This is a genomic window from Streptomyces sp. NPDC058335 (genome assembly GCF_042723915.1).
Classification (GTDB): domain Bacteria; phylum Actinomycetota; class Actinomycetes; order Streptomycetales; family Streptomycetaceae; genus Streptomyces.
On record NZ_JBHXHX010000002.1, the window covers coordinates 95,809 to 111,816 of the forward strand.

23 protein-coding genes are annotated in these 16,008 nt (G+C 67.3%); 7 read left to right on the plus strand and 16 right to left on the minus strand.

The genetic code is table 11. The features are described 5' to 3' along the window. Positions 1-7: 7 nt before the first annotated feature. The 4 genes from ACFWJX_RS03500 to ACFWJX_RS03515 form a co-directional block, all read right to left on the minus strand. On the minus strand, positions 8-340 hold the full coding sequence (locus ACFWJX_RS03500; RefSeq protein WP_383236202.1) for an RRQRL motif-containing zinc-binding protein: 333 nt from the start codon (positions 338-340) through the stop codon (positions 8-10). Then, the gene (locus ACFWJX_RS03505; RefSeq protein WP_383236205.1) at positions 340-1,194 is read right to left on the minus strand and encodes a protein spdB; all 855 of its coding nucleotides are present in this window, start codon (positions 1,192-1,194) and stop codon (positions 340-342) included. Before ACFWJX_RS03505 ends, ACFWJX_RS03500 begins: the two co-directional genes overlap by 1 nt. Beyond that, positions 1,191-1,454 (minus strand): DUF6284 family protein, encoded by a 264-nt coding sequence (locus ACFWJX_RS03510; RefSeq protein ID WP_383236208.1) that lies wholly within the window; start codon positions 1,452-1,454, stop codon positions 1,191-1,193. Before ACFWJX_RS03510 ends, ACFWJX_RS03505 begins: the two co-directional genes overlap by 4 nt. 108 nt (positions 1,455-1,562) lie before the next feature. Then, positions 1,563-1,742: a hypothetical protein gene (locus ACFWJX_RS03515; protein WP_383236211.1), complete on the minus strand. Its 180-nt coding sequence runs from the start codon at positions 1,740-1,742 to the stop codon at positions 1,563-1,565. A gap of 506 nt (positions 1,743-2,248) precedes the next feature. On the opposite strand from ACFWJX_RS03515, the gene ACFWJX_RS03520 reads away from it, so the two are divergent. After that, entirely contained in the window at positions 2,249-3,007 is a 759-nt protein-coding gene (locus ACFWJX_RS03520) for a GntR family transcriptional regulator (RefSeq protein ID WP_383236214.1), read from the plus strand. Continuing rightward, positions 2,988-3,650 (plus strand): GNAT family N-acetyltransferase, encoded by a 663-nt coding sequence (locus ACFWJX_RS03525; RefSeq protein WP_383236217.1) that lies wholly within the window; start codon positions 2,988-2,990, stop codon positions 3,648-3,650. Before ACFWJX_RS03520 ends, ACFWJX_RS03525 begins: the two co-directional genes overlap by 20 nt. Positions 3,651-3,899: 249 nt before the next feature. On the opposite strand, the gene ACFWJX_RS03530 is transcribed toward ACFWJX_RS03525, so the two are convergent. The 11 genes from ACFWJX_RS03530 to ACFWJX_RS03580 all read right to left on the minus strand — a co-directional run bounded on the left by ACFWJX_RS03530 (position 3,900) and on the right by ACFWJX_RS03580 (position 12,236). Beyond that, entirely contained in the window at positions 3,900-5,057 is a 1,158-nt protein-coding gene (locus tag ACFWJX_RS03530) for a pentapeptide repeat-containing protein (protein WP_383236220.1), read from the minus strand. A 419-nt stretch (positions 5,058-5,476) separates the two neighbouring features. Further along, the gene (locus ACFWJX_RS03535; protein WP_319257256.1) at positions 5,477-5,656 is read right to left on the minus strand and encodes a hypothetical protein; all 180 of its coding nucleotides are present in this window, start codon (positions 5,654-5,656) and stop codon (positions 5,477-5,479) included. Between the two features lie 557 nt (positions 5,657-6,213). Beyond that, a complete protein-coding gene (locus ACFWJX_RS03540) occupies positions 6,214-7,446 on the minus strand; it encodes a tyrosine-type recombinase/integrase (RefSeq protein ID WP_383236227.1) in 1,233 nt (410 codons plus the stop codon). Further along, positions 7,446-7,685 (minus strand): AlpA family transcriptional regulator, encoded by a 240-nt coding sequence (locus tag ACFWJX_RS03545; protein ID WP_086769715.1) that lies wholly within the window; start codon positions 7,683-7,685, stop codon positions 7,446-7,448. Before ACFWJX_RS03545 ends, ACFWJX_RS03540 begins: the two co-directional genes overlap by 1 nt. Beyond that, the gene (locus ACFWJX_RS03550; RefSeq protein ID WP_383237322.1) at positions 7,678-8,958 is read right to left on the minus strand and encodes a replication initiator; all 1,281 of its coding nucleotides are present in this window, start codon (positions 8,956-8,958) and stop codon (positions 7,678-7,680) included. Before ACFWJX_RS03550 ends, ACFWJX_RS03545 begins: the two co-directional genes overlap by 8 nt. A 159-nt stretch (positions 8,959-9,117) precedes the next feature. Beyond that, positions 9,118-9,369 (minus strand): SpdD protein, encoded by a 252-nt coding sequence (locus tag ACFWJX_RS03555; RefSeq protein ID WP_383236231.1) that lies wholly within the window; start codon positions 9,367-9,369, stop codon positions 9,118-9,120. A gap of 25 nt (positions 9,370-9,394) precedes the next feature. Next, positions 9,395-9,589: a hypothetical protein gene (locus ACFWJX_RS03560; protein WP_383236233.1), complete on the minus strand. Its 195-nt coding sequence runs from the start codon at positions 9,587-9,589 to the stop codon at positions 9,395-9,397. A gap of 16 nt (positions 9,590-9,605) precedes the next feature. After that, positions 9,606-9,797 carry a mobile element transfer protein gene (locus ACFWJX_RS03565; protein WP_010985414.1) on the minus strand — a complete coding sequence of 64 codons (192 nt, stop codon included), beginning with the start codon at positions 9,795-9,797 and terminating at the stop codon, positions 9,606-9,608. 10 nt (positions 9,798-9,807) lie between these two features. Then, positions 9,808-10,422 carry a DUF2637 domain-containing protein gene (locus ACFWJX_RS03570; RefSeq protein ID WP_383236237.1) on the minus strand — a complete coding sequence of 205 codons (615 nt, stop codon included), beginning with the start codon at positions 10,420-10,422 and terminating at the stop codon, positions 9,808-9,810. Between the two features lie 81 nt (positions 10,423-10,503). Further along, positions 10,504-11,880 carry an FtsK/SpoIIIE domain-containing protein gene (locus ACFWJX_RS03575; protein WP_383236240.1) on the minus strand — a complete coding sequence of 459 codons (1,377 nt, stop codon included), beginning with the start codon at positions 11,878-11,880 and terminating at the stop codon, positions 10,504-10,506. Then, positions 11,880-12,236: a hypothetical protein gene (locus ACFWJX_RS03580; protein WP_150471638.1), complete on the minus strand. Its 357-nt coding sequence runs from the start codon at positions 12,234-12,236 to the stop codon at positions 11,880-11,882. The genes ACFWJX_RS03575 and ACFWJX_RS03580 overlap by 1 nt, the downstream gene beginning before the upstream one ends. Positions 12,237-12,416: 180 nt before the next feature. On the opposite strand from ACFWJX_RS03580, the gene ACFWJX_RS03585 reads away from it, so the two are divergent. After that, a complete protein-coding gene (locus ACFWJX_RS03585; protein WP_383236243.1) occupies positions 12,417-12,785 on the plus strand; it encodes a hypothetical protein in 369 nt (122 codons plus the stop codon). Positions 12,786-12,813: 28 nt separating this feature from the next. On the opposite strand, the gene ACFWJX_RS03590 is transcribed toward ACFWJX_RS03585, so the two are convergent. Beyond that, the gene (locus ACFWJX_RS03590) at positions 12,814-13,602 is read right to left on the minus strand and encodes a GntR family transcriptional regulator (RefSeq protein ID WP_383236246.1); all 789 of its coding nucleotides are present in this window, start codon (positions 13,600-13,602) and stop codon (positions 12,814-12,816) included. A 107-nt stretch (positions 13,603-13,709) separates the two neighbouring features. Here ACFWJX_RS03590 and ACFWJX_RS03595 point away from each other — a divergent pair, with 107 nt between their 5' ends. From ACFWJX_RS03595 to ACFWJX_RS03610, 4 genes are all read left to right on the plus strand, one after another. After that, positions 13,710-14,117, plus strand: coding sequence for an NUDIX hydrolase (locus ACFWJX_RS03595; RefSeq protein WP_383236249.1), 408 nt, complete (start codon positions 13,710-13,712; stop codon positions 14,115-14,117). 46 nt (positions 14,118-14,163) lie between these two features. Further along, a complete protein-coding gene (locus ACFWJX_RS03600) occupies positions 14,164-14,595 on the plus strand; it encodes an ATP-binding protein (RefSeq protein WP_383236252.1) in 432 nt (143 codons plus the stop codon). Then, the gene (locus ACFWJX_RS03605) at positions 14,589-14,972 is read left to right on the plus strand and encodes a hypothetical protein (RefSeq protein WP_383236254.1); all 384 of its coding nucleotides are present in this window, start codon (positions 14,589-14,591) and stop codon (positions 14,970-14,972) included. Before ACFWJX_RS03600 ends, ACFWJX_RS03605 begins: the two co-directional genes overlap by 7 nt. A 401-nt stretch (positions 14,973-15,373) precedes the next feature. Next, entirely contained in the window at positions 15,374-15,934 is a 561-nt protein-coding gene (locus tag ACFWJX_RS03610) for a hypothetical protein (protein ID WP_383236257.1), read from the plus strand. Positions 15,935-16,008: the final 74 nt, after the last annotated feature.

Genomic DNA, 16,008 nt, shown 5'->3' on the forward strand with positions numbered 1-16,008 from the left:
TCCCTTCTCAGGCGTGCGGGTCGGGGTAGGCGCAGGGCACGCACATGCCGAGCGAGGTGGGGATGACGTATCCGGCGTCACGCCGGCAGGCGGGGCAGATGCGGCGGGCGGCGTTGGCCTTGGCCAGGGCCGCCCACCGGCCGGGGGTCATGGGCCGGACCGGCTTGGCCAGGTCGACCCGGTAGAGGTAGGCGATCAGCGGGCCCCGGCGACGGCGGGGCCGTTCGAGTTGAGCCGCAACGTCCTGGCCGCCGGGGCGCAGGTTGCGGGCCCTCAGCTGTCGGCGGGTGGCGTAGCCGTCCGGGGCGAGGCGCCACCGGTAGACCGGGAGCGTGGCCATCAGGCGACGCGCTTCCACGCCGACCGCAGCCGGACCTCGGAGGCGGAGTGGCCGGCCGCGCGGAAGCGGACGGCCATCTCGCGATACGACAGGGCCGGGGTCTGGCTCTGCCGGATCTCGTCGACCAGCGCGTCCAGTTCCGCATCCGTGAGCGCGGGCCCCGCGTCCAGCGCGGGAACGGCCTCGGTGGGACCCCAGACGGGCAGGTCCCAGCGGGATGTGACGCCGGGCGTGACACGGGCCGTCACACTGGTCAGCGCCCTGCCGGTGTCCTCCCCGGCACGGGCCCTCTCCAGCGTCGACCACGCCCCGGCGAGGGTCTCGGCCGTCCTGGCTTGGACGCGTGCGACGCGGGCACCGGCCTGCGTCACGGCCGTCAGCCGCGTCTCCTCGGTGGCCGCTTCCGCCCGCAGCCGGGCGCGGGCCACGGCCGCCTCGTCGCGCGCTTCCTGCTGGATGCCTCGGATCGCTCCGAGGGCGGAGGGGGTGAGCGCGGTGCGCTCCCACATGCCGTGCACCAGCCACAGCGCTTTGGCCGCGATGGGCAGCCACGCGACGGCCAGCCACGCGCCGGCCGAGTGGTCGGCGGTGAGCGCGTGGGCGACCAGGACGCCGGCCGCGAGCAGGCCGAAGGACCAGCCGACGGCGGTGACGGCGTTGCTGTGGTCGCCCTGCGCGGCCAGACGCCGTTCGTAGGCGAGGGTGGCCAGCCATCCGCCGTCGATCCCGAGACCGACGACCAGGGCGACCGGCCACGGCACTGCCGTGCCCAGCCACATCATGACCACGGCCAGCGTGAGGACCATGGACACCGCCGTCATCGCCACGGCGGGCAGCACGGTCTTGGCGTTCACGCCGCACCGCCCGCCGCGCCGGTGGTGCGGTTGACCAGGTCCCGCCGCGCGGCCAGCACCCGGTTACGGGCCCGCCGGATCCGGCGGGCGTCGAGGTCGGTCGGCGTGCGGTCCAGCGTGATGATCTGCGCGTCCAGCAGGTCGACCTCCGCCAGGATCAGCGGGGACTCCTGCTCGATCGCGTCCAGCTCAGCGGCTGTCGGTTCCATGAAGTCGGCGAACGCGGTAACAGCGTCCTGAACAGTAACGATGTGGTTCATGGGTCGTGGTCTCCCTAGCAGGTGAAACGGCCCGAACAGAGCCCCCGGAGTGGCTGCTCCGGGGGCTCGCGCCGTCTATCGGGTGTAGGTGGGGGCAGGCAGGTATGCCTAGCTCTGGGTGATCGTGATGTTGCCGATCGGCTCGTATCCCCTGCTGCGCAAGCTGCGCTCGACCGCTTTCTCGGCGGCTTGCGGCGAGGATGCGCTCAACGTGCCGGTCGCGCTCGTGATCTCCCCAGGGGTCAGGGTGTCGGCGAGTTCTTCGGCGGTGAAGCTGTACTTCGGCACGAGGTTCTCCCCCTCGGTTTCGGATCCGGCCCGTTCCGGCTCCCCTCCGCTGCACGTGCGAGACGTGCAGCGGAGGCAACCGGCCGCCGCAGCGAGCACGGCGAAAAGTTGAGAACTTGAGGCGCGGCAGGTGCCGCGCAATGTTCTGCGGATGTCAGATCACGCGATGCCAGCACCGCCCCGAGGGGCGGAACCGGGCAGGTCACCCGGCCCGACATGGGCGGTCGGGATGGTGACCCGCACCCATCGACCACCCGTGTTCAGGTGGCTGGGTCGGCACTCTGTTGAGTTCTCAAGCAAACGGACGCTGCCTTCGTACTCGCCCCCTTGCGGGGACTTTCCTCCGGGCGCTGTATGGCAATGCTGTACGTGACACCCCGTCTGGCTTGTCTGGAGGAGTGCCTTGGCAGAAGACTGCCCGAGCCGGACTTGGAGAGTCAAGCCCCCTGGTCTAACTTGTACGGAGGAGTCGGAGCAGAGGGGAAGTCTTGCCAGTGCGACGCGGTATGACGAAGGCTCAGGAAATTGCCTATGACCTGCGCGAACAGATCCTGTCTGGGGCGCTGAGCGGGGGGCAGGCGCTCCCAAGCGAGTCCAAGATGATGAGCCAGTACGGCTACAGCCGCGAAACCATCCGCTCCGGTGTCCGCCTCCTGATCGAGGAAGGACTAGTCGTCACGGGGCAGGGACAAGGGAAGTACGTCCGTGAGGACTACGCCCCCGTCGTGTGGAACTGGACGACGCTGGAGAGTCGGAGTCGCCATGCCAACGCGGTCGAAGGACGAACCGCCGGCGACCAGTGGGCGAGCGTGATTCAGGAAAACGGGAACGCCCCCCGCCAAGACATCACGGTGTCGATCGTCGAGCCCCCATCTCACGTCCGCGAGCGACTCGAACTCCCGGCAGACGGTTTGGCCGTGGCACGTAAGCGCGTTCGGTACATAGACAACCGGCCGTACGCGCTCGCCGACTCGTACTTCCCTCAGGAACTCGTGAGCGGCACGCCTTTGATGGAGCCCCGAGACGTCTCCGCACCGGGCGGCATCTTGGCCTCGGTGGGACTCGTCCAAGCCAAGTACGTGGATGAAATCTCAGTGCGCATGCCGACCCGCCCGGAGGCTGAACTGCTTGCTCTACCTGCGGCAACACCCATCGCAGAGCACACCCGAACGGGCTATGACGCGGACGATCGGCCCCTCCGCTGCATGGTCACCATCCTCCCCGGAGATAGGCACAGAATCCTCTATGAAGTCAGCACGGACTGAGTACCTCCGCCCCGCAGCGGCGGAGGATGTACCCGCCCTCTTGGCCTTGCGAGCAGAGGCGGAGGGGTGGTTGCGCGCCAAAGGCACGGACCAGTGGAGCGACCCTGAGACCGGCGAAAGAGCCATCACCAAATGGCGCGCGAGCATAGATGAGGGACGTGCATGGGTCGTCGTCGGTGAGCGGGACAAGGTGCTTGCGACTGTCAGTCGCGGCCCCGTCGACCGTGACTTCTGGAAGGACGACGACCGCCCAGAGTTGGCTCTGTACCTGTACAAGCTGATGGTGGCGCGCGAAGCGTCCGGCCGGCACCTCGGCGCACGGATCATTGATTGGATGTCCCGCCTCGCAGCGATGGAAGGCCGGAGCTGGGTGCGTATCGACACGTGGCGCACGAACACGGGCCTGCACGCTTACTACGAACGTTTGGGCTTCAAGTACGTACGCACAGAGGCGCCGTCCCACAGGCGTTCTGGCTGGCTTGCGCAGCGTCCAGCGGGTGAGGTCGCTCTGCCGCATGACCTCCTGCCCATTGGCTCTCATGGCGAGCACGGAGGCGCGAGTACGCTTCTCGAACTGCCGCATCAAACGGCTGAAGCGCGGAACAGCGGTGGCCTTGACCATAAAAGGGGGATGACTCCCTGACATCCCGACATCAACACGGGCGCGGCGGGGGCTGCTCCTCTTCGTGGGTAAGGATCCGGGGAGACACTGCCGGGCCCTTTCTTGACCCTCTGAAGGCGAGCGACGACGACAGGCAACGACCATAACGACGGTGCCACCGCAGGTCGTTGGGGTGTGCCTATCTCTAACCAGGGGCGAAAACGGGCCCGCCAGCCCCATGGCGGCCCTTGCCGCTGAGTATTGTCTGGGCGGTCATATGGCTGACCCGCCTCAGGGGTGTTGTTGTCCGATACCGTTTCTTGGTTTCTTGGCGGTTTCCGTCTCGCAGAACTGGATGCGTTCCTCCAGCTCGGGCGCATCGGCAAGTCGAGTGGGCAAAGTAGTTGTTGATCGTAGATCCGCGCCCAGCAGCGTTTGAATCGTACAATCTTGGGCCTCCCCAAGATGAGCCCGATCGAGCTTGGTCTCGATGAAGTAGGTGTTTGTCAACTTTGCCCCGTGTAGGCTTGCTCCGGTCATATCTGCTCGGCTGAGGTCTGCGGAGGACAAATCGGCTCCCTGCATTGCAGCCCGAATTAGGGTGGCACCGTACATCTGCGCATGTGACAGGTTGGCCTGGGAAAGGTCAGCCCCGCTCAGATCAGCCCTCGCCATTAGAGCTCCGTTCATTTGCGCCCCTACAAGATACGCGTCACTAAGCTGCGCGCCCTCCAACTCGGCTCCCGCCAAGTTCGCCTCCAACAGGTAGGCGCCGGACAAGTCGGTCTCTCTGAGGTCGAAGGCGGCAAAATTGGCTTTGAATAGGTGTGCGTTGACAAGGTGCACGCTGCGCAGATCAATCTCGAATGACTCCTTCCTTATTGGTCGCCTACCTAGAACCGTGAGGGCCGCTTGGACCTCCTCGCCCAGAGGTCCGCGCTGAAATCGGGCCGACATTCCCACGAGACTCGGCAAGGGTTGGCTGGCGTGCTGCCGGATAAAGCCAGCAAGAACCTGCACCACCAAAGCGTGATCCTTTGCCGAATCGCGCATAATGCGTTCCAATGCAAAGACCCCACCTAGTCGTTGGGTAACGTTCTCCGAACCCAATAGCTTGATGGCTTCCACGTAGCGATCGGTTACCTGGCCCTCACGGGTCAACTCCGCCTGTTCGCGATCCTTGTCCTGGGTGTGCTGAAATAGGGCCTCGGTCTGCTTATGGCCCTTGTGTGTGTAGCGCAGGCCAAATGCAGCCAGGGCTCCGGCACCAACGGCCACCAGCATGGTTCGGAAGCCGGTGATGACCACACCGTCGGCTGGCTGAAGGTTCTTAGTGCGGAGGTGGGCGCCGTCAATCCACCAGGGGCCGCGCCACAGCAACAGGACGTAGCCGATAGCCACCAAGGTGAGCAAGCTGGTAAGCGCGATCGGTTTCAACTTCTGCTTCATGGCAGGAGCTTGGCCCATTTCAGGCAAAAGCAACCGCGAACAGTTGATTTCAGAGGAGAAGTTGAGGTTGTGGGCTCGCCTGCGTGTCACCGGTGGAGCGAGGGTCACGTCGTGCTGGTCCTGCTTGCGAGCCGCTACTTGGTGAGCAGTCAAAGCCCAGGCAGGGCAGAACAATCCCCTGCCGGGCCCTCACTGGGCCCTCACTGGGCCCTCCGAGGATGACCGAGGACGACAGATGACGACAGATGACGACCCCCCGACCGCAGGTCAGTTGGGGTATGCGGCCCGCTGACCAGGGCCGAAAAACGGGCCCCTCAGACCCAGGGCAAGAAGAAGTAACGCGACACCGGTAAGCCCCCGACCTGCTGTTTCTTGGCAGGGCGGGGGCTTTTTAATGGGGCTGGGCCGTCTCTGGGCCGTCAGGTGGGGCGGCGCCAGCGACGGACCCGGATGTCGAGGACGATCAGCAGCGCCACGGGGACGGCGATCTCGGCGGGCGTGTCGGCCCAGAGGGCGAGCGCGCCGCCGGCTGTGCCGATGAGCGCCATCGGCAAGTCGCGGGGACAGATGTCGACACTGACACCTGCGCGTGGGACCATATTGCCTCCTTCTGTGGTCGGTTCCTGGTTACGGCTTCCGAACGCGGAATTGGAAACGAATGCCGCCCCTGTCCGGGCGGCATTCTCATGCGCTGGAACTCTCCCATAGCAGCCACCCGTCCCACAAACGTGCAGCTGGAATGCGGGTGCCGTCCCTGTTCCGTAGACAGTTCGTCTACGGAACTGGGACAGTGAGGCTTTCCGGGGGCTTCATGGCTCTCTCTAGTTTCCGCAAGTTTCCGCTAGCTTCCGGCATCTTCTCTGTGCCCCCTGCCGCTCGTTGGGGCTCCCTGGAGTGATCTGAGAGTCCCTGACGTTACCTCAAGTGTTCTGACATCCATGAGGCGTTCCTCGGCAGCCGGATATTCCATGGATGGAACGAATCGTTCCATCCGGTGAACGACGGGAAGTCTCCCTCGTGAGGGAGACTTCCCGTCACTGATTGCACGCTTTCCGCTAGCCAGCTAGCTTTCTTGCTAGCCAGAAAGATTCCCTCCCGAGGGAGAAAGGAAGCGTTGAGGCTCTCTTCTAGAGCTTCCAGGGGGTATGGCCCAGATCTACGCATCGAATTCTTCGTATGCCTGAGCGATTGCCTTTCGCGTACGTTCCTGGCTGGAGGGCATGAGGTGCGCGTACACCCGGAGCGTCAGGCCAGGGTCGGAGTGGCCGAGGTACTCCGCGAGAGCCTTGATGTTCTCCCCGGCGTCCAGGAGCACCGAGGCATAGAAGTGCCGGAGCGCGTGCATGCCGTTCTCGCGGGACTCGGCGTACGGCTCGCCCGGCTTCCGCTCGGGGATCACCCCGGCCGAAGCCAGTGCCCGCTTCCACGCCTCCTCGTTGAGCGACGTCCGCCAGACATGACCTCCGCGTGGCCCGGTGAAGATCAGCCGCTTGGTCACTGGAGGCCCGTCCGCCACCTTCCACGGCAAGGTGATGTCGACCGGCGGGAACCGCTTCATATGGGCCCGCAGGGCATCAGCGACCGGCCCAGGAAGCGGCACGTCCCGGAGCTTGCCACCCTTGGGCGGGGCAAAGACGGCCTTGCTTCGGCTCAGCTTGAGCTGCTGGACCACATGCAACGTGTCCGACTCGAAGTCGATCGCGTCGACGGCCACGCCGAGGATCTCGCCCTGGCGCAGACCGCAGCCGCCGCCCAGGTCGACCATGGCCCGGAACCGCTCGGGCATGCCGGCCTGGACAGCGAAGACCCGTTCCGGTGTCCAGGGAGTGACGCGCCTGTCGTCCACGACCGGTGGCCGGACGGAGCGAGCCGCACACGGATTCCGGGGAAGGTGTCCGTCGTCCACGGCCGCACTGAGGGCGGCACGCACGTTGGAGTAGATGGTGCGGGCGTATGAGCCCTGGATGCCGTTCTCGCTCAGCTGCCGCACCCAGTCACGGATGTGCGCAGGCTGGAAGGAGCCGAGCGGGCGCGATCCCAAGTACGGGAAGGCGTGCAGCCGAAGTTGCGACTCCATCGAAGCCTGGGTGTTCGGGTCGGCTCCCTGGGTGGATACCCATGTCTCGGCGTACTGCTGGAAGGTGACCCGAGCGGCACGAGGGTCGATGTACTGCCCGCGGGCCATGTCCGCCTCGGTGTGGGCGAGCCACTGATCAGCAAGCCGCTTCTGTCTGTCGGGGAAGCTCTTGGACTTCTCCGTACCGTCCGGGCCGACGTACCGCGCGCGGTAGCGCGCGCCCGAGCCATAGCGCTCGCTCCTCACTCTGCGGGTCTTGCCGTCCGGACCGACCTCTGTCTTGTACCAGCGGTCTTGGATGTGCCCGGCCATCAGGCAGCCGCCCGCTCACGCTGGGAGTCCACCCAGGCCCGCACGTCTGCCGGGTCGAAGCGCAGATGCCGGCCGACACGGAAGCCACGGGGCCCGGTGCGCTTGCGTCGCCACTGGTAGACCGTCTCGACGCTGGGCAGCTCGAACATCTCCACCAGGTCGTCAGGTGTCAGGTACCGCGTGGGCAGGGGACGCGGCTCGGTGGCCACGTCGACCAGGGCGAGGCGTCGGTTAGCCACGGGTGGGTTCTCCTTCGGTTCCAGGGGCGGGTTCGATGGACGCGGCCAGCCAGGCTTCGGCGTCGGAGAGGCCAGTTCCGGCGAAGACCCAGTGCGCGAGGACGTACGTCGTCTCGGGTGCTTGTTCGTTCGCTGCTGTCTGTGCTCGTCGCCATTCGGCGCGGGCGGTGCGGAGCGCGCCGAGGGTGGTGGAGTAGCGGCGGGACTTGGTGGAGAAGTGGCCGCGGAAGCCGAGCATGTGCGCCCAGGCCCGCAGGCGGAGGTGTTCGAGGTCTTTGCGTGCGCCCAGGGCCCACGCGGTCCGGATGAGGCGGCGGGCGTGTTCGCTGATGTCGAACTGGGCGAGTTCGGCGGCGAACTTTAGCGGGCGGTCGAGAGCTCCCGTGGCGGTCTCGGCGCCCTTGGTGGCGTACTTGGCGATGTACGCGGCCACGGCCCGTTCGGTCAGCTCCTGGCCGCGGTCGAAGTCGGCGGAACGGATGGTGCGGACGTCGAGTTGGTGGCCGAAGGTGAAGGTGTGGGCCCGGCCGTCGATGGTGGGTCCGTCGACGCGGACCTTGGTTGCGGCAGCGCCGATGGCGTCGGTGAGCAGCTCGGCGGTCGCCCACGCCGGGGGCGGGGTGTCGCCGCCGGTCGGGCCGTCGAGCCGTATGACGGCGTGGAAGTGAACCGCACCGCGCTTCTGGTACTCCGCGACCTTGGCGAAGGAGACGCGGGCATGGTCGCGGAGACGGCGCTGTGAGAGGCCCGCCCGCTTGGCGACCTCCCGGCGGACGTACGTCGAGAAGCGGCGCCAGAGGGGACCGGCGTGCGCGTTCCACAGGATGGCGGCCTCGTAGTCGTAGGTGTCCGGGTTCAGTGGGGTGCCGAGCGCCTCGTCCTCCTGGTCGTGCTGGGTGCCGCAGCGGCAGGGGCGGCCGTCGGTGCGGCGGTTGTGGACCGGGCCGAAGCCGGGGGCGGTGAAGGTGGCGAAGACACGGGGGTGGGTGGCGACGTGTTCCGGTGTGCCCTTGCCGCCGCGTAGTCCGGCAGTGATCAGCTGGAAGGTGTCGCGACGGTAGACCTCCGAGCAGGCCGGGCAGCGGGTCGTACGGCGGTTGTTGCAGCGGACGAGGAGTTGGCCGGCCGGGAGGTCGCCCGAGTCGAGGCGATGAAGAACGCGGCCGATCTCGCCGGTGACGGTGTCGACGTCGTATTCGGTGCGGTGGCCGTCGAGGCGGATCGGGTGGGTGCAGCCGCCGAGGCCGGAGAGCTGCCGGAGGATACCGGGCAGGGAGCCGCCTGCGGCGAGGTTGCTGAGTTCCGGGAGAGGGGGCGGGGTGGCGCGGGCGAAGATGACGGTTCTCCTTCTGACGGGCACTTCGGGAGGGGTGGGCCGCCGGGGCGGCGGGTACGTGGCTGTGTCGCGCCGCCCCGGAGGTCTGGCCGCAGGTCAGCGGCGGTGGTGGTCGCGGAGCAGGGAGCGCAGGACCACGGCGGCGACGGCGACCGAGATGGCCGTGATGGCGACGGCGGCCAGAATCGCGGTGAGGACGACTCCGCCGACGAGCACGGCCGCGACCGTCTTCTGATCGATGGACACCGACGGGAGCGAGCGCCGGACCGGGACGGGGGCCGGGTCGGTCGGGGTGTGGGTGTGCGCGGGCGGCGGGGTGGGGTTGTCCGGGTACTTGGGCAGGAACACGGCGGAACTCTCCTTATCTACTCGTCTAGTCATGTGAGCCGTTTATGACATCCACGCCGGAGCGCGTGCCGGATTCGAGGGCGGGGGCGAGGAAGGTGTGCGAGAGCCAGAAGCCGAAGAGCGCGATCAGGACGACGATCCAGGTGCGGACGCCGAGGTACTTGACCGCTCCCCAGGCGAAGAAGCCAAGGACGACGACGAGCGGAAGGCTGACGGTCACGGGGTACGAGGTCCTTTCAGCGGACAGGGCAGCGGTGGGTGCGGGCAGCGAGTTCGGCGGCGGCGCGGCTGTCGTAGTCGGCGGAGAAGTTGCAGCGCGGGGCGGTGCAGGCGGCGGTGTGTTTCTCGCGGCCGCGGTGGTCGTAGGCGGTGCCGACCTGCACGGGGCCGATGCGGGTGACGTTGCGGAAGCGGCGGTTGGCGGTCATCAGAGCTCCCTTAGAGGTGGGCGGCGATGGCTTCGGCCATGGGCGCCGGGACGCCGAGCCGGGCGCGCAGGGTGGTGACGTCCATGGGGGTGCCGGTTCGGGTGTGGTGTTCGGCGGCGACCTTGCGGGCGTGGTCGATGAGGGCGGCCGGGACCGGGACAGTCGGGGGTTCCGGCGGGGTCTCGATGGCGGGTGGGGCGGGCGGTTCGGGTTCGGGCTCGTCCTCCTGGTCCTCGATGACCTCGACGTCGTCGGCCGTCTTGGGTGCCGAGTGGGCGAGGAGCGTTCCGCCGAGGAAGGCGACGGCGGGCCAGCCCGCGACGAGGATGCGCAGCCAGGCCGGGACGTTGCCGAGGTCTAGCAGGCCGGCCGTGGCGATGTTCGCGCCCAGGGATGCGGCGAGCGCGATGACGAACCAGCACCAGGCCGCACCCTTGGCCGAGCCGGAGCGCAGTCGACGCCAGGCGGCGACGAGAAGCAGGTCGACGGAGACGGGGTAGGCCCAGGCTTTCCAACCGTCCTGTCCGGCCGCCACGGCGACGTCGTGAATGTGCGCGAAGGACAGCGCGGCGGCGATGAGCGCCTGTACGAGGACCGCGTCGACGCGAGCCAGCTGGGCGCGCATGGCGCCTCCTTCCGGGATCAGGCATGGCAGGGGTAGGGACACGGCGCGAGGCGGTCACGCCGACCGTGGGAGCGGGGGCTGTCAGCCGATGGCGGGATGGGGCTCGACGACGGGGGCCGAGGTCTCGACGGGCCGTACGGGGACGTCGGGCCGGAAGGGCTTCAGCGCGGGCAGGTTGGGTACCAGGTGGGCGGTCTCCCGGCAGACGTCGGCAGCGTCGCCGAGGGAGAGGTAGGCGGTGCGGATGCGGGACCAGCCGCCGGAGGTGTCGCCCGCGACGGCGAGACCGGGACGCTCAGGGGCAATGGCGCAGGCGGCGAGCACCGCTTCCGGCGCGATGTCGCCGAGGGCCATCTTCGCGGAGGCTTCGTCATTCACGCGGTGGCAGACGCGGCCGGTCAACTGGGCCCGGAGCATGGTTGCGCCCTTGCCCAGCTCAGCGCCGAAGCGCTGCCCGCACACCTCCAGGTAGATGCCGGCCGCGCGGCCGAGCTGGGCGAGCCGGATGAGCTGAGTGACCATCTCGTCGCGCCGTTCCTCATCCTTGCGGGTGGCGGTGAGGAAGAGCTCGGCCACCTCGTCGACGAACAGGACGATGGGCACGGGCCTTTCGCCCTCGGGCAGGCCCCAGATGTCGGAGGTGACCTCTTCGTCGGGGAGATCGGGGGCGATGCCTTGCCTGGCCTTGATCAGGTCGTACCGGTCCTCCATTTCCTTGACCAGGACGGGCAGCAGCTCGGCGGCTTCGTCCGGATCCGTGGCCAGAGCCGAGAGCCGCGAGGCGAACGGAGCCAGCTCGACCCCGCGCTTGCAGTCGACGCCGACGAGAGCGACGTCCTGACGGGCGAGCCCGGCCACCAGGTGCCGGAGGTACATGGACTTGCCCGACAGCGTCGCGCCGAGGGTGAGTTGATGGGGCACGGCCCGGTAGTCGCGTACGAACGGCATGGCGTCCTCCCGCAGCGCGACCGGCACCTTGAGGAAGCCGCCCTCGACCTTGCGGGGCATCCGAACCTCGCGCAGGACATCGAAGCCGACGAGCCGCAACTCGACGACGCCCGGCTTGACGGTGCTGACGTAGACGGCGTGGACGCCCCAGGCGTGCCGCAGCCGTTCGGCCGAGGCGGCGACGTCGGCGGGTTCCTGCCCCGGAGCGAGGCGGAGCCGGAGCCGTAAGCCGGTGGTGGTGGGCCGGATGATGCCCCGGCGGGGCGGTACGGGCCGCACCTCGCGGCGGGTGCTGGCTTTGACGGCGAGGGTCCGCAGTCGGGAGGGGGCGACGGTCAGGCCGCAGGCTTCCATGACCGAGGCGTACGAGCTGAGGAGGCGGACGGTGGATATCGGACCGCCGACCGCAGACCAGTAGAGACCCGGGTGGTTGGCCCGGGCATAGGCAGCCCCGCCGCCGAACGCGGCGACAGGACCACCCACCTCCAGAAGTGTCGTCAGGTCGGACATCAGGCCGAGGCTCCCATGGCGGCCGGGAAGGCGGCCGGGGTGACAGCGGCGGCGCGGTAGGCGATGCCGTGACGCTGCTGTCCGTTGAACACGGACTCCCACGGCCGGGCGATGAGCCCCGGCAGCGAGACCGGAGCACCGAGGTTCAGTCCCTCGGAGACACCGCCTTCCGGGATGGTGACCTTGATGAGCGAGGACTCGCCGTCCTCGATGTACACGACGCCGATGGTCATCAGCGCCTCGCCGCTGACGGCGTCCTTGGCGATCTCGCCGGTCTGACGGTCGCGGACCTTCGGCTCCGGGGCCTCCGTCAGGAGGATGGTCGCGGCGGAGGTCTCAACACGGATGGTGCGCAAGGTGACGTCCCTATCTACTCGTCTATACAAGATGCGATCTGCGAATCCGATCTCTCGGGCTCACGGCGATCACCCTGCCACACAACTTGCCCACTCGTCTATACGAGTAAGCGTGTTGGGGTGTACGAGTTCGTAGAAGCGTCCGCGCGCACTGTCAGACCCTTCGGTCAGAATCTGCCCATGCTGATCGCGACTAACGGCCGGGGCCACGTGGTGAAGCGCCCCTCGAAGCCGGCCATCGGGACGATGCTCGCCAAGCTGCGACGCGGCAACGAGCACATGGTGCTTGAGCGGCAGGACGAGGACCGTGTCGGAGACTGGTACATCCAGGTCCTGTTCCGCGACAACAACACCTACCAGCTGGAATACCGCGAAGGTGTCGCCGCCGAGCACTTCCAGACGCAGACCGTCTCGCAAGACAAGGTCCTGCACGCGCTCCTCGGTTGGGCCGCTGACAAGCCTGACTGGCGAGAAGGCTTCATGTGGAACAACATCGGCCACATGTTCACGCCGCCCGCTGGAGAGGTGGAGGACGAGCCGACCGTATAGCGCTGTACCGCCACCGTCGTTCACGAGGTCACGTGGCCGGGAGTTGGTACGCCAGGACGTAGGCGTCGGCCGCCATGACCGTGTCGCAGACCTCGACCGGTCGCCCCTCGGTGTCGAAGGCGGTCCGGACCAGATGGATCACGGGCACGCCGGCCGCGAGGTGGAGCGTCTTCACCTCGGTGGGTGAGGGCATCCGGGCGCGGATCTCCTCCTCGAAGTGGTCGAGGCGGTGGCCCAGCTCTTCGAGACGGGCGTAGATGCCACCAGGACCAGGGTTGGGTTCGGCAATCGGCGTTCCGCGGGCAATGTCGAGCGGGAGATAGGAGGTCGCGAACTCGACCGGCCGTCCGTCTAGGAGGTATCGGCGCCGACGGGCGAGAACCCGCCGTACGGACCCGAGCCGGGTGGAGATGTCCTGACTGGCCTTCTCTTCCTTGACCTCAAGGCTGTCGACCTGCGGATGGCTGCCGGCGGCGTCCGCCTCGACGATGAACGCGGACTTCCCCTGTTCCCGGTGCCGACGGGCGAACCGGTCAGAGGCGAGACGTCGCACGGGGGGCCGTGGTCGGACGTAGACACCCTTGCCGTGCTCGGCGTGGACCAGGCCCTCGCCCTGGAGGATGGAGAAGGAGTTGCGGACCGTCATGCGGGATACGCCGTAGTGGTCCACCAGCTCGGCTTCCGAGGGGAGCTTCTCGCCCTCCCGGAATCGCCCACGGTCGATGGCGTCACGCAGCTGGTCGGCGATCTGCCGGAAGACCGCACGATCGCTCGTGGGGTCGAGATCACCGAGCAGGCCCGAAGAAAGAGGGCTCACGTGTACTCCTTTAGGTATCTAGACGAATGGGCGAGTGTTGTTGCTACGGTGGAGAGCCTAGCCATCCGAGAGGGCCGAGGAACGTGAGCACAGAACGCCCGCACTCCGTGAGCGTGGCCGGGGTCGTCGTCGACGACCAGGGCCGGGCCCTCCTGATCCAGCGCCGCGACAACGGCCACTGGGAACCACCGGGCGGCATCCTCGAACGCGAGGAGACCATTCCCGAAGCCCTTCAGCGCGAAGTGCTCGAAGAGACCGGCGTCAAGATCGCACTTCCCGCGACTCTCACCGGGGTCTACAAGAACATGACGGGATTGATCGTCTCGCTGGTCTTCCGCTGCGAAGCGGCCGACGGCACGCCCACCACGGGCGACGAGACCCGCGCCCTGCGCTGGGCTGCCCGTGAAGAAGTCTCCGAACTCGCTGACGAGGCGTACGCGATCCGCGTCATCGACGCATTGGACGCGGCGTCTCCGCCGGCCATTCGCGCCCACGACGGCGTGAAACTCGTCTAGCCCGAACCCGCTGCACATGGCGGCCTACCAGCATAAAGGAACTTGTATGCACGAGTATACGAGTACAGCGCGGGTCTGGGGCCTGTCTTGCCCAGGTTTCCCCGAAGAGGTCAGCAGAGCCCGCCGCTGGACCCGCGACATCCTGCGCGGTTCCCCTTTAGCCGAGGACGCCGAGCTGATCGTGAGCGAGCTGAGCGCGAACGCGATCCTCCACACGGCCAGCGGCCAGGCGTTCGGCAGCTTCCACCTGGCCGTCGCCGTCTCGGCGCAGGTGGTCGCGGTCTCGGTGACGGACGACGGAGGCACCGGCACGGCCCCGAAGGCCGAGCACGACCAGGACCAGGACGCCGAGCACGGCCGGGGTTTGGGAATGGTCAGCGCGATCGCCCACCGGGTCGTCGTCCACGACAGCGACCACGGCCACACCGTCACCGCGGAACTGTTCACCGACACCCAGCCAGGAGGCCACCCGTGCTGACGAAGGAACTCCGACGCGGCTACTGGTGCGAGTGCTGGACGGAAGACCTCAGCGAGGGGGAAGCGCCGGCGTTACGGGCGTCCTTCGATGCCTACTCGGCGCCCCAGGCTGACCGTTGGGTGGCAGTCACCCTCCGCACGATCTCACCGGCCCTCGACGCGGACGCCTCGAACGAGGCATGGCACTGGCTGTACGACGGCCGCATCGAGACACGACGAGCCTTGCTGCGCTCCGAGCCCTGCACAGTCTCAGTGACCCACGCCGACACACGCATCACGTGGACGATCCGACCAGTGTTCTATCTGCCACTCGCACACCGCGAGAAGGGCGAACTTCCTGCCTGCGCACAGGACTTCAAGCCCCACCGAACAGACTGAGTTACAACTTTCTCTACGGGTTCAAGGCCCGCGCAAGCGCGGGCGCGCGTCGCCGGGCGGGGCCGCCGCCCTGTCTTCGCCAGCGGCGGCCCCGCCCGGCGGCGCGCTAGCGGCAGCGGGCATGAAGTGGGGAGACACCCTCTGGGACTCGGGCGGTCGGCTCCACGGCTCTAAGGCAGCCGCTCTTGGACGAGCCTCTAAGATCATGGCCCCAACGTCGTGCTTTGACGGGTAGGTCCACAGACTGCCCGACCCGCCGGAAGCTTACGGGGCCATGATCACTCGCCCCAAAGCGGCTGCAACCCAAAACCGCTCCGCCGACCTTCGAGTGTTGGCTAGGCTGCCGCTTCAGCGTCGGCCGAGCAGCGAAACAGGTATGCATGACGCCCTCTACAACCACAGTGATCGTCAACCTCACCGACCATCCCAGCGTCGAACCTGAAACGTCCTGGATCATTTCCCTTGACTCACTCGACGTTCCCGTCGAGGACGTCGTGAGCGAGTTGGAAACACTCACATGGCTTGCCGGGGACGAGTACCCGGCTATGAGCAGCCTGCGAAGTCGTCAAAGCGTCTTCAACTGGGGAGCCTCAGGCTCGTCCGCCGAGTTCGTGCTAAGTATCGCTTCGGGAGGCCTAGGGGGGTTGAGCGCCATGGCGATCGATACGGCCGTCAGAGACGTGTTCAGAAAGCTCCGTGAGCGGGCCAACGGTGATGATTGGGGCAACGCCATCTCCGAGGAGAACGCCTCTCAGGTAGCCCGGTCCAGAATCGCGACTCAGTACAGCGTGCCATCTGACGAACTGACCGCCCTAAGAGCTGAGACAGACATCGGGCAACGCACGCATGAGTTCTTGTTCCGGCACTCCGATGGGCGAACGTTCGGAGCCGTCGTCGGGCTCGTGAAGGACTCACCAACCTGCATGCGCATCTGGCGGGAAATTGCTCCCAGCGACGGCTAAAGTTGGCCCGCCATCCGTCTCGGTTTACTTCTGTTTCAGCGCCGTTTACGGCGGGAAGCGTAGCCGCACATGAA

What these genes read in the sequence shown, in the direction of transcription:
- ACFWJX_RS03585 (WP_383236243.1), top strand. Translation starts at nt 12,417, where the DNA reads ATGCTGATCGCGACTAACGGCCGGGGCCACGTGGTGAAGCGCCCCTCG.
- ACFWJX_RS03565 (WP_010985414.1), bottom strand. Translation starts at nt 9,797, where the DNA reads ATGACCGCCAACCGCCGCTTCCGCAACGTCACCCGCATCGGCCCCGTG.
- ACFWJX_RS03500 (WP_383236202.1), bottom strand. Translation starts at nt 340, where the DNA reads ATGGCCACGCTCCCGGTCTACCGGTGGCGCCTCGCCCCGGACGGCTAC.
- ACFWJX_RS03600 (WP_383236252.1), top strand. Translation starts at nt 14,164, where the DNA reads ATGCACGAGTATACGAGTACAGCGCGGGTCTGGGGCCTGTCTTGCCCA.
- ACFWJX_RS03575 (WP_383236240.1), bottom strand. Translation starts at nt 11,880, where the DNA reads ATGTCCGACCTGACGACACTTCTGGAGGTGGGTGGTCCTGTCGCCGCG.
- ACFWJX_RS03525 (WP_383236217.1), top strand. Translation starts at nt 2,988, where the DNA reads ATGAAGTCAGCACGGACTGAGTACCTCCGCCCCGCAGCGGCGGAGGAT.
- ACFWJX_RS03540 (WP_383236227.1), bottom strand. Translation starts at nt 7,446, where the DNA reads ATGGCCGGGCACATCCAAGACCGCTGGTACAAGACAGAGGTCGGTCCG.
- ACFWJX_RS03520 (WP_383236214.1), top strand. Translation starts at nt 2,249, where the DNA reads ATGACGAAGGCTCAGGAAATTGCCTATGACCTGCGCGAACAGATCCTG.
- ACFWJX_RS03530 (WP_383236220.1), bottom strand. Translation starts at nt 5,057, where the DNA reads ATGAAGCAGAAGTTGAAACCGATCGCGCTTACCAGCTTGCTCACCTTG.
- ACFWJX_RS03570 (WP_383236237.1), bottom strand. Translation starts at nt 10,422, where the DNA reads ATGCGCGCCCAGCTGGCTCGCGTCGACGCGGTCCTCGTACAGGCGCTC.
- ACFWJX_RS03535 (WP_319257256.1), bottom strand. Translation starts at nt 5,656, where the DNA reads ATGGTCCCACGCGCAGGTGTCAGTGTCGACATCTGTCCCCGCGACTTG.
- ACFWJX_RS03510 (WP_383236208.1), bottom strand. Translation starts at nt 1,454, where the DNA reads ATGAACCACATCGTTACTGTTCAGGACGCTGTTACCGCGTTCGCCGAC.